The sequence below is a fragment of the Allofrancisella inopinata genome (genome assembly GCF_012222965.1).
GTDB lineage: Bacteria > Pseudomonadota > Gammaproteobacteria > Francisellales > Francisellaceae > Francisella > Francisella inopinata.
Genome location: NZ_CP038241.1, coordinates 1,154,376 through 1,168,920 on the forward strand (window position 1 = coordinate 1,154,376; position 14,545 = coordinate 1,168,920).

The window sequence follows — 14,545 nt, forward strand, 5'->3', positions numbered from 1 at the left end:
AGAAAGTCAAAAACATTATAAATTCTGTCTGAAAAAATTCACCTCTATACTTCACTATTCTGAACCTGTATAATCAACTACCCACAAATACCTATGTGATGAATAAATTGTACACAGAAAATAAACAAACCCAAATCTCTAAAAAAGATACTGTATTGATTCATTTTTATGATATAAAAACTGCCTTTATAACAACTACACATTTTTACAATGTGTACCTAAAGAATTTTATAACAGTATACAATAACCATATGAATGATGAAAAAATAAGCATGAAGTTCATTTCATTTTCTGAGGCGGCAAAGTATCAAGACTTAGAAGCATCCCTTACCCAAATAAGATTAACTATGGGCAAAAAAGAGTCATTCCTTTTAGACTCAGATTCTGATGAAGTTAGCTTAAATAGTTTTGAGATGTTTATATTATTTTATAATAGATGTTGTAAATTAGCCCATCGTGAGATTATAAATTACAAACATATAAAGCTTGTATTTGACTCATTTTACCCGCATTTTTTGGAAACTTTAAAACATGTGCGTCTAATTTACAACGAAGATAGTATATATGGATTAAAGGTGATTTTATGTAATTACTCTAATAACATCGAACAACAACTGGTTCATTTGTATGGTCAACACCATAAGTACGGGCCGTTAATCAAGGAGAGATTAAAAATTGAAGACAAATATATACCAATCCCTTTTTTTGAAGGTGAAACAGTTCATCAAATTTGTCTTAAAAAAAGAATGACTGCAGGTATATGTCATGCGATTTTAAGTGAGATAAAGAGAGTCCTTTTAATAGAAAGTAAGATGCAAAAGAAAACACCAAATCACTTTTTTATGCATGCAGATTTAAATGCCTCTAATATTATAGTGAATGAAGAAACAAAGGATGTTGTTATTATAGATTTTTCTTTTAGCAGTCAGTTCATTGATGAAACGGACCATGTATTAAGGGAAACGTTAAATGAAATGCAGCATGGCGTGGCCGCCAATAGCGTTGATTTTATTCGTGTTAAACTTTTAATTGAAAATTTTAGAATGATACACAATGATAATAAACTATTTTTTGATGATAGCATATTAGAAAAGCACACAACAAAAAAAAGATCTAGTTCTGTAGTTAATCGTGATCACTTTAACGACGGATTGAACATGACTAATTTAAAGACAATTTATAGAAAAGGGCAGTTACAACATACATATAAACATACGGAAAATTATATGAAGTATAAAGATATATTCGATTTTTCTAGACATTTTAAAAAATGAGGTGACGAGGACTGCTGGTGAATAACGACACCTAAAATTGACTGTAATGGTACCATCAAAACTTATAGGTCTCTTTGCCTGTTTCTGTTGCTGATACTCTTTTTAATGCGATAAGCGTTTGCCCATGAATATTATGGCCTCAACTATAAAAAATGCCACAACAGGCTTATTTCTTTAATTAAACAAAAACTTTTTCCGGAAGTAAATGCTAGACTAAATGGAAAAATACCTATGAGAATTATATCGTAGTCCAAGCAAGCTGTAGGGGCTGTTGCAAGTTCGAACCATAAATGCTCAAAGCACAATCTAGCAATCAAAATTGCTCATAATAACAAACATCAATCATAAGTTTTCTTTATAATAATTATTATTTACTTTTTTTCTCTCATAAAATTGCTTATCATTAAGCATCTCAACTTAACAGCAGTATAGATTCTAAAGATGAATAAAACCTCTAAAAAACCTTTGGTTTCTATAAAGAACCTTTCCAAACAATTTGAAGACGGTCATCTAGCCGTTGATTCTGTTAATTTAGACGTTTATCCTAAGGAATTTTTCTCCTTACTAGGTGGCTCTGGCAGTGGTAAAAGTACACTACTAAGAATGCTAGCTGGGTTTGAAAAACCTACCGATGGCAAGATTATTATTGATGGGGTAGATATGTCTAATACTCCACCGTACAAAAGACCTGTAAACATGATGTTCCAGTCATATGCTTTGTTTCCTCATATGAATATAAAACAAAATATCATGTTTGGATTAAAACAAGAGAAAGCTCTTCAAAAAGAAGATATAGAAAAAGCTACTGATGCGGCCCTTAGAATTATTAAAATGGAACATCTCGCAAAAAGAAAACCACATCAGCTATCTGGTGGACAACGTCAACGTGTGGCTTTAGCAAGATGCTTGGCAAAAAGACCAAAACTCATTCTTCTTGATGAACCTCTTTCAGCATTAGATAAAAACTTACGTGATCAGATGCAGTTTGAGCTAGTAGATATCCAAGAACAAACTGGTAGTACATTTATCATGGTCACTCATGACCAAGAAGAAGCTATGACAATGTCTACAAGAATAGGAATAATGTCAGAAGGTTGGTTAGAACAAGTAAGCACTCCCTCAGAAATTTATGAGTTTCCAAAAAGTAGATTTATAGCTAACTTTATAGGGAAAAGTACAATATTTGAAGGCCGTGTTGAAAAAGTTGGTAGACATAAAAGTGTTATAACTTCTCAGGAGGCAGGCACGTCTTTTATACTACAAAGAAATATAGAAGCTATAGAAGACCAAGAGATTTGGGTTGGTATAAGACCAGAAAAAATTTTCATAAGTAAAGATAAGCCTGAAGATTACAACCCTAAAAAACCAGAAAACTGTATTAAAGGAAAAGTTGAGGATATTGCATACCTAGGTGGATTATCTACATATCATGTCAGGACAGAAAATGGTAGGATTGTAAAATCTACTGATTTTAACGTTGAAAGAAATGCAGACCATCCTTCTTGGGATGATGAAGTATATCTTACTTGGGAATCACAAAATATAATGGTGTTATATTCATAATGCAAAACTTACAACAAAATATTAGACATACCGTAGTTTATCTAATACCTTTTCTGTGGTTTGTTATATTTTTACTGGTACCTTTTTTATTTGTAGTTGGCATTAGTTTTACATTACCTGCGGATGGCACTCCTCCTGTTACAGCCCTATTAAACTATACAGATCAAACTTTGTATTTTACTTTTTATCTGAAAAATTATATCGAGCTAGTACATTACAATCTAATTTTTGTTTCTTTGTTTAATTCATTAAAAGTCGCTTTTATTACGACTCTTTTATGTATTTTAATAGGCTACCCAATGGCTTTAGCTTTATCACGGGCTAAAAAAAATACCCAAATTGTATTTTTAATACTTATTGTCATACCATATTGGACTTCTTTTTTATTAAGAACTTATGCTTGGGTGACCTTATTAGGAAACCATACTTTAAACAAATTCTTAATGGACTTAGGTCTACCAAGTATGGCGCTTTTATATAATGATTTTTCAATGTATTTAGGTATGGTTTACTGTTATCTACCATTCCTGGTATTACCTTTGTACAGCACTTTAATTAAAATAGACCCAATTCTTTATGATGCAGCTGAAGATTTAGGCTCTAAGCCAGTTAATTCATTTTTTAAAATTACATTGCCACTATCTATGCCTGGTTTGATAGCTGGAAGTTTACTTATATTTATTCCAGCTGTTGGTGAGGTTGTAGTACCTCAGATAATGGGCGGCATGAACTCCTTAATGATAGGTAATATAATTTGGGAAGAATTTTTTACTTCAAACAACTGGGGCATGGCTGCGACTATCTCAGTAGTATTAATAATAATATTAGTATTACCTATTTTATGGATGCAGCGCATCCAAACTAAAAAAACTTTTGTATAAGAGGATATAACCATGAAAAAACTTTCATTCAGTAATATCATGCTTATTTTAGGCCTAATATTTTTATATATTCCTCTATTCATATTAATTATATTTTCTTTTAGCAACTCTGAAATTATAAATTTATGGGGGGGGTTTACATTTGACTGGTACCATGAAGTTATCCACGATGAGGATATCATCAATGCAACCTTTACTAGCTTAAAAATAGCAACTATAACTTCTATAATTTCTACAATACTAGGAACTATAGTTGCCTATGCCATGACTAGATTTAGATTTTTTAGGTCACGTAGTTTTCTATATGGACTAGTAGCAACACCTCTAGTTTTACCTGACATCATACTTGGTGTTGCTTTACTTTTAATGTTCTCAACACTACAGCAATTGATAGGTTGGCCACATGAAAGAGGAACTACAACTGTGGTAATAGCTCATGTAACGATGTGTACAGCATATGTAACTATAGTTATGCAATCAAGAATAGCTAGTGTTGATATTTCACTAGAAGAAGCTGCTTTAGACCTTGGTGCTGGACCTACTAAAACTTTTTTCTACATAATGCTACCTCAATTACTTCCTGCTCTTATTACTTCAGCTTTACTAACATTTACATTATCCATAGATGATTTAGTTGTAACTGAATTTGTCGCTGGAAGTGATAACCCTACTCTACCTATGTATATTTATTCTACTGTTAAAAATGGTCCTACACCTGAAATTAACGCTCTAGCAACTATTATGATAGCAATTATTATAACTGGAGTATTAGCAGGTATGTTTGTATCTGCAAAATTTCAAAATAGAAGGAATAAGTAACTAAATATTCTTATAACTATAGCTAAACTTTTGTATACCGTTTATTAAATAAATAATATTGTAACGTACTTTTATACTTAATCAGAGCTCTTAATTTTAAAGTAACTATATAAAATATAACAATAATATGTTTATATTAAAAAACTTATAAATTTTAAACTAATGAGTTGCATGCTGTTTTATTTGTCTTTAAAAAATGTATAATATTAAAATTATTTTATTTTTATGCACAGATTATAAACATGAAAATTTTACCATTAATGAAACGTCTTGGATACACTATCAACGAAGGCGGAATGTGTTATGGTATAGCTTTTATGGCAATACAAGCTATTATTAGAAACGATATTAATACGTATGTTAATAGATTAAGGTTTATTAATGGATATGACGATAAATTAAGAAATTATCAAGTTATAAATCTGAATCCACTGCCTAAACATCATGAATTAGACACTATATATATAAACCCCACAAATAAAAAGTATAGTTTTCGCTATAATAAAGAAGGTATTAATGAATTTATATCAGGCACAATACCAGCTGAAATTGCAAATGAAATTAATTCAATTTCACTACCTTTAATAATACCTAATAAAGAAGAATTAAAAAAGTTAAAAGCTTTTTTTGCTATCGAACTATTAGCCAAACATATCGAAAAAGCTGAGGTCTCCAGAGCCAAAAACATTACCTCCCCTGAGCAGCATAAGTTATTAAACATAAAACCTTGGCTTGACGGAGTAACTGTATATCATGGCTTAAAAAGCCCAAAAGATCTTAGCGTAGAAGAAGAGGCAGTATGGAATAAAAACTTTAATACCTGGGATGGAGATAATAAACCATTCACACACCAAGACTATAATCGTGGTGTCAAATTATTCAAAAACCTAAATAATAAATCTCAAGTTAGTTTTATTGATTCACAACAAAATAAAGCAAATCTAAAATATAATAATAGCGAATTAAATTTTGACCCTAATAAGGATGCAAAAAAACAAAAGGATAATTCTATTTATTTACTTCAAAAACATGTAGGGATTTATAATAAAAAAAATATAGGTGAAATTATAAATTTTCTTAATAATAATCCTTCTACTCCGATTGCATGTTCACTTTCTAGAAGCGGTCATACTATTGCAATTGGTAACTCTAAAAAAATGGGCTATCATTTAATCGATCATGATAGATATAAGAAATCTATTAACTTAGATTCTCTCCATCAAGATGTAATGAAGCACTTATTTAGAGAAGAAAGTTATGACCCTAAGCGAGAATATGCAATTTCTATTTTAGTATTTGGAGCAGAAAAACCTCAAGGTAACCTAGTTCCAAAAAATACTTTTGGCCTTACAGAAGGAGAGTACTGGAAGTTTTTAATGTCAAATACAAATATGAGTAGTGATGCTGGATTATTACATTTAGCCTTGCAAGATGGCCATGCAGAAGCTGTTGAAAACTATATTAAAGCTATAGAAAAGGTTAATATAAATAACACTGATAAGCAAAAATTATTAGCCGCTAAAGATCCAGCAGGGGTTTCTGGACTTTTTATGGCTTTGCAAAAGGGCCATGCAGCAGCTGTTAAAAGTTATATCGAAGCTGTAATAAATATTAATGGCATTAATAAACAAGAATTATTAGCTGCTAAAAATTCAAATGGAGCTCCTGGATTTTTTATGGCTTTGCAAAAGGGCCATGCAGCAGCTGTTGAAAACTATATTAAAGCTATAGCAAATATTAATGGCATTAATAAACAAGAATTATTAGCCGCTAAAAATTCAAACGGAGGTCCTGGACTTTTTATGGCTTTGCAAGATGGCCATGCAGAAGCTGTTGAAAACTATATTAAAGCTATAGCAAATATTAATGATATTAATAAACAAGAATTATTAGCTGCTAAAAATCCAAATGGGGCTCCTGGTCTCTTTATGGCTTTGCAAAAGGGCCATGCAGCAGCTGTTGAAAACTATATTAAAGCTATAGCAAATATTAATGGCATTAATAAACAAGAATTATTAGCCGCTAAAAATTCAGAAGGGGTTCCTGGATTTTATGCAGTTTTGTATAACGGTAATACAGAAGCTGTTAAAAGTTATATCGAAGCTGTAATAAATATTAATGGCGTTAATAAACAAGAATTATTAGCCGCTAAAAATTCAAATGGAGGTCCTGGACTTTATGCAGCTTTATATAATGGTAATACAGAAGCTGTTAAAAGTTATATCGAAGCTGCCATAAATATTAATGGCATTAATAAACAAGAATTATTAGCCGCTAAAAATTCAGAAGGGGTTCCTGGACTTTATGTAGCTTTGTATAACGGTAATACAGAAGCTGTTAAAAGTTATATCGAAGCTGTAATAAATATTAATGGCGTTAATAAACAAGAATTATTAGCCGCTAAAAATTCAAATGGAGCTCCTGGATTTTATGCAGTTTTGTATAAAGGTAATACAGAAGCTGTTAAAAGTTATATCGAAGCTGTAATAAATATTAATGGCGTTAATAAACAAGAATTATTAGCCGCTAAAAATTCAAATGGAGGTCCTGGACTCTTTATGGCTTTACAAAATGGCCATGCAGATACTATTGCTGTCTATTTAAAGATTAATGACAATGATAATAGTTATGCAGATTATATAATGCAAGAGTATAAAACTAATCACAAATCTTTAAAAAACCAACTATTAGCATGGGCAGGTAACTACAAACCAGAAATGAAAAAGGACAAAGATAGCTATAAATTACTTGTTACTCTTCTTTCTTTTAACAGAGGGTTTATAAACAAAAATACTACAAAATCAATGAAAGCTCTTAACAACATACTTCATTGGCAATAAATTTAGTATAAATTCAAAAGTTTATTTTTAGTTTATAAGAAATTATATAATACAGCTGTAATAGCTTAGCTATTAGGAAAAAAGTAGTTAAAAACTAAAACTTACTCTTCAATAGAAACAAATTTACGGTTTAAAGCACCACCAGTGTGAAATTTTACATGACCATCTTGTAATGCAAATAAAGTGTGATCTTTACCACAACCAACGTTAACACCTGGATGTACTTTTGTACCTCTTTGACGAATTATGATAGTTCCTGCTTTTACAAATTCACCACCATATCTTTTAACACCTAAATATTTAGGGTTAGAATCTCTACCATTTCTAGTACTACCACCAGCTTTCTTATGAGCCATTTGTATACTCCTTAATAATCTTTATAAATTTATAAACTAATAGATGAAACTTTCACAGCTGTGAAATACTGGCGATGACCTTGCTGCTTCATACTATGCTTGCGACGACGGAACTTCATGATTTTAACTTTTTTGTTACGTCCTTGTTCTACAACCTCAGCTACTACTTTAGCGCCCTCTATAACTGGAGCACCAACTTTAACTTCACCTTCTTCAGTTTGTCCCATCAAAACTGTATCGAACTCAACTGTTTCACCAATACCAAGGTCTAATTTTTCAAGTTTGACAACTTCACCTTGCTTTACCTTGTATTGTTTACCGCCACTTTTAATTATCGCGTACATGTATAAAACTCCATTTATTAGATTTTAAACTTCTCAGAACTATTTATAAATTTATTATAAACTTCTGACTTTTTGTTATTATTACCATCAATCTAGTTATAAAACTAGACACCAAATTATAGCAAAAAATATTTGTTTCACAAACAATTATTTAAATGTTATTCAACCTTACCATGACACTGTTTATATTTTTTACCAGAACCACAAGGACAAGGATCATTTCTCTTAATTTTTGGTCCTTGTCTTTTAACTTGTTGAACTCTTGGCTCTTCTTGCTGATCTTGTGCTTCTGAAGATTTTTGATTATTATCAATCACACTCTCATGCTCAGCTTTAATGTCACTCATAGACTCCTGCCACTCTTGTTGGGCTCTTTGAGTCTCTTCTTCAGTTCCTATCCTAATTTTAGCCAAAGAACTGATCACATCATACTTAAAGTTATCAAGCATACTAGAAAACAATTCAAAAGCTTCTTTTTTGTACTCATTCTTAGGGTCTTTTTGTGCATAGCCTCGTAAATTAATACTATTACGTAAATGATCTATCGCACTTAAATGCTCACGCCAGTGTGTATCTAATGATTGCAATAAAGAAAATTTCTCAAACTGCTTAACAACTGTCGGTTCTAAGTCCTTAGTTTTCTCACTAAATTCAAGCGTTATAGCATCTACAACCATTTTCTTAAGATTTTCTTCACCTAAGTTTTCATTTTCTCGATAAAGCTTTTGTAGATCTATTTTTATCATAAAATCAGATTTAAGGGCTTTTTCAAGACCTTTCAAATCCCATAACTCATGCATAGATCCTGCTGGAATATAATTGTGGAAGACCTGCTCAGCCACATCCATACGGATATCATTTAAAATATCACTAACATCTTCAGAATCTAAGAATGCTTGTCTTTGCTCATAGATAACTTTACGTTGAGTGTTTACAACATTATCATATTCAAGAAGATTTTTACGAATATCAAAATGATAACTCTCTACTTTACTTTGTGCTTTAGATATGACTTTTGACATAAAACCAAAAGCTAACGATTCACCACCTTTTAAGCCTTTTTTAACTCGCTCAGCCATTGTAGGTGAAGCAAAAATTCTTAATAAGTTATCATCCATTGATAAATAGAATTTACTCTCTCCAGGATCCCCCTGACGAGCAGCACGTCCTCTAAGCTGATTATCGATCCTACGTGAATCATGTCGCTCTGAACCTATGATGCATAAGCCTCCAGCCTTTTTCACAGCTTCATTTCTTTTCTGCCATTCTTCTTTAATTTTTGCAATTTGTTCTTCGGTAGGGTCTTCTAATTGAGCTATCTCAACCTCCCAATTACCACCTAAAATAATATCTGTGCCTCGACCTGCCATGTTAGTAGCGATAGTTACAGCACCTGGGAAACCTGCCATTGCAATAATTCCAGCTTCTTTTTCATGTTGTTTAGCATTTAAGACATTATGTTTAATTTTTTTCTTTTTAAGTAGCGTAGATAAAACTTCTGAAGCTTCAATCGATGCTGTACCTACTAATACTGGCTGACCATTTGCTATTCTTTGCTTAATATCTTCTACAATAGCATTAAACTTTTCTCTAACATCGCCATGTATGACATCATGATGATCTTTTCTTATCATTGGTTTGTTAGTAGGAATAATTATTACTTCCAAACCATAAATTGAATGTAATTCAAAAGCTTCTGTATCAGCTGTACCTGTCATTCCAGCTATTTTATTATAGAGCTTAAAGAAGTTTTGGAAAGTAATAGACGCCATAGTCTGGTTTTCCGCATTAATCTTAACACCTTCTTTAGCTTCTATAGCCTGATGTAAACCGTCTGACCATCTACGTCCAGGCATTGCTCTACCAGTGCTTTCATCAATAATTATCACTTCTTGGTCACGTATAATATAATCAACATTTAGCTGATATAAAGAATGTGCTCTTAGACATGCATTTAGATAATGCATTTTGGTTATATTATGAGGACTGTATAGATTATCATCTTCTTCTAAAATACCTTCCTTCTTAAGCATATTCTCAATCTTTGCATAACCTTTTTCAGTTAAGTAAGCATTTTTAGACTTTTCATCAACATAAAAATCTTTTTGCTCTTGTCCTTCGTCAAGCTTCTCTTTATCTTGCTTTTCTAAATACGGTACTAATCTATTGAATAGATTATACATTTCTGAACTATCATCAGAGGCCCCTGAAATTATCAAAGGAGTTCTTGCCTCATCAATTAAGATTGAATCTACTTCATCTATAATCACAAAATTACGACTTCTTTGAACTTGGTGTTCTTTTTCATAAGCCATATTATCTCTAAGGTAATCAAAACCAAACTCATTATTTGTCCCATAAGTAATATCACAAGCATAAGCTTTTTTACGTTGTTCAGAATTTAAATCAGCTATTATTACACCAACTGACATTCCTAAGAAATTGTAAATTTCGCTCATTAATTCAGCATCACGTTTAGCCAAATAATCATTCACTGTAATTACATGAACACCTTGACCAGTTAGAGCATTTAAATACGCTGGAAGTGTCGCAACTAAAGTTTTACCCTCACCTGTTCTCATCTCAGCGACTTTACCCATATGTAAAACAATACCACCTATAAGCTGCACATCATAGTGTCGCATATTTTTGGTACGTTTAGCTGCCTCTCTTACAGTTGCAAAAGCTTCTGGTAAAAGATTATCCAAATTCTCTGCTTTAGTTAATCTCTCTTTAAACTCTATCGTCTTAGCTTTTAGTTGCTCATCTGAAAGTTTTTCAAGCTCTACCTCAAGGGAGTTAATTTTATTTACTATCTTCGAAATTTTTTTTATAAATCTGTCATTACGACTACCAATAATTTTTTGAACTAAACCCAACATGCTTTGAACCTAAACTGTTTTTTATAAAATTAATATTTTAAATATACTATTCTGAATCTACATTATATAGAGTTTGTAGAAAATTTAAATTAAGATAACTAGTTTTTAGTTAAAGACTTGTGTATTAAGGTAAAGGATATGTGATTTTATAATGCAGTTAATTAAGAATATCCATAGACACTTCTATTGAAATATTTTATCCTAATCCATACGTAAAGTTCTATTTTGGCATCTACAAAGGTTATTAAAAATGACTATATCTATTATCCCTGAAAAGATTTCTAATATAGATAAATATAAAACTCGCAGTAAAATAACTAACTCAACCCAAGCAAACAAAGAACTAATAAATAAAACTAAAAATTTGATCTTATCTATCGAGGTAGCAAATAAAGAATTGAAAAAGCTCGATATCCCTTATTTAAATGATGCCGAAATTGTGTATTATGAGCCTGAAAAAATAATATGTAAAAGCCAAAAGGAAATTCTAAAATTTAAAATAAAAGAATTACAATCACAATTTATAGAGATACTAAAAAAAAGTAAGCTTTTTTCCAAATTAAAAAAAATAGAAGTTTTAATTGATTACTCAAATAATAAAACTACTAAGAAAATTCCTTTAAACCCAAAAGCAAAACAAGCCCTGCAACAAATTAGAAAAGATTTAAAGATTTAAAGGTTAATTATTTTCTAGAGTACCTAAAGCAACTTCCATCATATTAGTGAAAGAATCTTGTCTCTCAGCAGAAGTAGTTGATGCACCTGTTACAAAACAATCTGATACTGTCATAATCGCAGCTGCTTTTTTACCTAATACTTTTGCATTTGCAAATAGAGCTGCTGTTTCCATCTCTACAACCCCACAACCAAATTTTTTACTGATATCCTTATAATCATTGAAATTTTTTCTATAAAAAATATCTGTACAATGCGCCTTTACTTTTTTTAATTCTACATCTAAGTTTTTAGCTGACTTAACAAGCTCTGAATTTAACTTCGTACTAGGCTTAATCATATTAGTTTTCTCACCTGTCACAAGCTCAATAAACATTGACTCGCCATAACTTTCTTCAATAAGCACAACATCATAGATTTTATAATCTTCCGTATATGAGCCACAAGACCCTACTCGAATAATATTATCAACATCATAATACTTAAATAACTCGTATGAATATATACCCATACTAGGAACACCCATACCAGAACCCATAACACTAACTTTTTGTCCTTTGTAAGTACCTGTGTAACCAAGCATGTTTCTAACAGTGTTTACTCTGATAACATCTTCTAAATAATTTTCTGCAATATATCTCGCTCTTAAAGGATCGCCTGGCATTATTACTGTCTTTGCAAACTTATCTTTGCTATCTGCTTCTATATGAGGAGTTGGTAACATATATTTTTCCTTATTATTATTATATTATTTATATGAGTGGTTGTTTTATATTATCACAATTTATATTAAAGTTACGTTTTTAATGTAATTCTTTAAGCTAAACTCATTGTCACTTCATTATTACTAAGATAATTACTACAAATTATAGGACTGTTACAAGCTGGAATTAGAAGGATTAATTTAATCCTTCTTTTTATCTTTATCCATAACTTTGTCCTCTCCCGCCTTAGGCTCAGACTTTATAACATTCTGATCGAGATTAGAAGATCCTAAACTAGCTGCTTCATTATGCATATCTTTTGGCTTATAACTATCACCGTAGTCTCCAGGTTCACGCACTTCTCTTCTAGCCATTAGATCATCAACTTGCATTGCATCTATAGTTTCATACTTCATTAAAGCTTCCGCCATAGCATGTAAAATATCTATATTTTCTTCTAACAGTTTTTTAGCTTTCGCATAACTAGAGTCTATAAGTTTACGTACTTCAGTATCTACCTCACGTATCGTGACATCAGAAATCTTAGAAGTTCTACCACCAGAGCCTCCAAATGGACCATCATCTTCTACCTCATAAAGTATAGTGCCCATAGAATCAGATAAGCCCCAACGAGCAACGTAATTACGTGCTATATCTGTTGCTACTTGAATATCATTAGATGCTCCTGTAGTAACGTGCTCATAACCAAATATTAGCTCCTCTGCCAATCTACCACCAAAAATACTACATAAGCGCCCTTGGAGCACTAATCTACTTTGGCTAACCTTATCACCATCTGGCATATACATAGTTACACCAAGAGCACGACCTCGTGGTATGATACTAACCTTATAGACAGGATCATGTTCAGGCATAAGTCTACCAATGATAGCATGTCCAGCTTCATGATAAGCTGTAAGTTTCTTTTCTTTTTCAGTCATTGCCATTGACCTTCTTTCAGCTCCCATAAGGATCTTATCTTTAGCTTTTTCAAAATCAGCCATTGTAACTTTTTCTTTAGACTCTTTTGCAGCAAATAGTGCAGCTTCGTTGACTAAATTTGCTAACTCTGCGCCAGAAAAACCTGGAGTACCGCGAGCAATCCAGTCAGCTCGTACATCATCACCCATATTTATTTTTTTCATATGTACTTTTAATATAGCTTCACGACCTTTGACTGTTGGTAAGCCTACAGTAACTTGTCTGTCAAACCTACCTGGTCTTAGTAATGCTTTATCAAGCACATCTGGTCTATTGGTTGCTGCTATTATGATAACACCCTCATTATCAGCAAAGCCATCCATCTCAACTAACAATTGGTTTAGAGTTTGTTCCCTTTCGTCATTACCGCCACCCATACCAGCACCACGATGGCGACCTACAGCATCTATTTCGTCAATAAATACTAAACAAGGTGCTTTTTTCTTAGCTTGCTCAAACATATCACGCACACGTGAGGCACCAACACCTACAAACATTTCAACAAAATCAGAACCCGAGATAGAAAAAAATGGAACTTTAGCCTCACCAGCAATAGCTCTAGCTAACAAAGTTTTACCTGTACCAGGAGGTCCAACCATTAAAACGCCTTTTGGTATTTTACCACCAATTTTTTCATACTTTTTAGGTTCTCTTAAAAAATCAACTATTTCTGCCACATCTTCTTTAGCTTCATCCACCCCAGCAACGTCATCTAAAGTAACTTTTATCTGGTCTTCACCTAAAAGTTTAGCCCTACTTCTACCATAAGAAAAAGGACCACCTTTACCTCCACCACCAGCTTTGGCCATCATATAAATAAAAAATCCAAAGATTAAAAGCATTGGTAACCAGTTAAGTAAAAACGCTAAAAGTAAATTAGGTTTTTCTGGAGCTTTTGCCTTAACTACAGCTTTACTAGTTTCTAGCTTACCAACTAGACTACTATCTAACAAAGGTGCGTATGTGACAAAGCTTTCACCAGAACTAGTTTTCCCTGAAATTGTTCTGCCATCGACATCTACTGAACTTATCTGATTATCTTTTAGCTTAGATACAAATGTTGAATAATCAATATTTCGAGAAGAACTATTCGTATCATTAATACCATTAAACAACAATAACATTCCACCAATTATTAATACCCAAAAAATAATATTTTTTAGCATATTACTTTTATTGTCATTATTTTGTGCCATATTTTTATTTAAGCCCTTAATTCCTTTTTT

Annotated in this window: 11 protein-coding genes; 6 read left to right on the top strand and 5 right to left on the bottom strand. The window is 31.9% G+C overall.

The window, feature by feature from the left end; all coding sequences use genetic code 11:
• Positions 1-95: 95 nt before the first annotated feature.
• The 5 genes from E4K63_RS05280 (at position 96) to E4K63_RS05300 (ending at position 7,377) form a co-directional block, all read left to right on the top strand.
• Positions 96-1,274, top strand: a complete 1,179-nt coding sequence (locus E4K63_RS05280; RefSeq protein ID WP_179965692.1) for a protein kinase family protein — start codon at positions 96-98, stop codon at positions 1,272-1,274.
• Positions 1,275-1,715: 441 nt separating this feature from the next.
• Entirely contained in the window at positions 1,716-2,837 is a 1,122-nt protein-coding gene (locus E4K63_RS05285; protein ID WP_133940429.1) for an ABC transporter ATP-binding protein, read from the top strand.
• Entirely contained in the window at positions 2,837-3,718 is an 882-nt protein-coding gene (locus tag E4K63_RS05290; protein ID WP_166666869.1) for an ABC transporter permease, read from the top strand. The genes E4K63_RS05285 and E4K63_RS05290 overlap by 1 nt, the downstream gene beginning before the upstream one ends.
• Positions 3,719-3,730: 12 nt before the next feature.
• On the top strand, positions 3,731-4,537 hold the full coding sequence (locus tag E4K63_RS05295) for an ABC transporter permease (protein WP_133940433.1): 807 nt from the start codon (positions 3,731-3,733) through the stop codon (positions 4,535-4,537).
• Between the two features lie 242 nt (positions 4,538-4,779).
• Positions 4,780-7,377, top strand: a complete 2,598-nt coding sequence (locus E4K63_RS05300) for an ankyrin repeat domain-containing protein (protein ID WP_179965693.1) — start codon at positions 4,780-4,782, stop codon at positions 7,375-7,377.
• Between the two features lie 101 nt (positions 7,378-7,478).
• Here the strand turns inward: E4K63_RS05300 and rpmA are convergent, their stop codons facing one another.
• The 3 genes from rpmA to secA all read right to left on the bottom strand — a co-directional run bounded on the left by rpmA (position 7,479) and on the right by secA (position 10,959).
• Positions 7,479-7,733 (bottom strand): 50S ribosomal protein L27, encoded by a 255-nt coding sequence (gene rpmA, locus E4K63_RS05305; RefSeq protein ID WP_035719377.1) that lies wholly within the window; start codon positions 7,731-7,733, stop codon positions 7,479-7,481.
• A gap of 29 nt (positions 7,734-7,762) precedes the next feature.
• The gene (rplU, locus tag E4K63_RS05310) at positions 7,763-8,077 is read right to left on the bottom strand and encodes a 50S ribosomal protein L21 (RefSeq protein ID WP_133940437.1); all 315 of its coding nucleotides are present in this window, start codon (positions 8,075-8,077) and stop codon (positions 7,763-7,765) included.
• A gap of 158 nt (positions 8,078-8,235) precedes the next feature.
• Positions 8,236-10,959, bottom strand: a complete 2,724-nt coding sequence (gene secA / locus E4K63_RS05315) for a preprotein translocase subunit SecA (RefSeq protein WP_133940438.1) — start codon at positions 10,957-10,959, stop codon at positions 8,236-8,238.
• Between the two features lie 250 nt (positions 10,960-11,209).
• Between secA and E4K63_RS05320 the strand changes: the two genes are divergently transcribed.
• The gene (locus E4K63_RS05320) at positions 11,210-11,635 is read left to right on the top strand and encodes a hypothetical protein (RefSeq protein ID WP_133940440.1); all 426 of its coding nucleotides are present in this window, start codon (positions 11,210-11,212) and stop codon (positions 11,633-11,635) included.
• A 3-nt stretch (positions 11,636-11,638) separates the two neighbouring features.
• Here the strand turns inward: E4K63_RS05320 and deoD are convergent, their stop codons facing one another.
• Both deoD and ftsH read right to left on the bottom strand, forming a co-directional pair.
• Complete coding sequence (gene deoD / locus E4K63_RS05325; protein ID WP_133940442.1) at positions 11,639-12,358, bottom strand: purine-nucleoside phosphorylase; 720 nt, start codon at positions 12,356-12,358, stop codon at positions 11,639-11,641.
• 180 nt (positions 12,359-12,538) lie between these two features.
• Entirely contained in the window at positions 12,539-14,515 is a 1,977-nt protein-coding gene (ftsH, locus tag E4K63_RS05330; RefSeq protein WP_243830464.1) for an ATP-dependent zinc metalloprotease FtsH, read from the bottom strand.
• Positions 14,516-14,545: the final 30 nt, after the last annotated feature.

What these genes read in the sequence shown, in the direction of transcription:
- E4K63_RS05285 (WP_133940429.1), top strand. Translation starts at nt 1,716, where the DNA reads ATGAATAAAACCTCTAAAAAACCTTTGGTTTCTATAAAGAACCTTTCC.
- E4K63_RS05290 (WP_166666869.1), top strand. Translation starts at nt 2,837, where the DNA reads ATGCAAAACTTACAACAAAATATTAGACATACCGTAGTTTATCTAATA.
- E4K63_RS05295 (WP_133940433.1), top strand. Translation starts at nt 3,731, where the DNA reads ATGAAAAAACTTTCATTCAGTAATATCATGCTTATTTTAGGCCTAATA.
- E4K63_RS05300 (WP_179965693.1), top strand. Translation starts at nt 4,780, where the DNA reads ATGAAAATTTTACCATTAATGAAACGTCTTGGATACACTATCAACGAA.
- rpmA (WP_035719377.1), bottom strand. Translation starts at nt 7,733, where the DNA reads ATGGCTCATAAGAAAGCTGGTGGTAGTACTAGAAATGGTAGAGATTCT.
- rplU (WP_133940437.1), bottom strand. Translation starts at nt 8,077, where the DNA reads ATGTACGCGATAATTAAAAGTGGCGGTAAACAATACAAGGTAAAGCAA.
- secA (WP_133940438.1), bottom strand. Translation starts at nt 10,959, where the DNA reads ATGTTGGGTTTAGTTCAAAAAATTATTGGTAGTCGTAATGACAGATTT.
- E4K63_RS05320 (WP_133940440.1), top strand. Translation starts at nt 11,210, where the DNA reads ATGACTATATCTATTATCCCTGAAAAGATTTCTAATATAGATAAATAT.
- deoD (WP_133940442.1), bottom strand. Translation starts at nt 12,358, where the DNA reads ATGTTACCAACTCCTCATATAGAAGCAGATAGCAAAGATAAGTTTGCA.
- ftsH (WP_243830464.1), bottom strand. Translation starts at nt 14,515, where the DNA reads ATGGCACAAAATAATGACAATAAAAGTAATATGCTAAAAAATATTATT.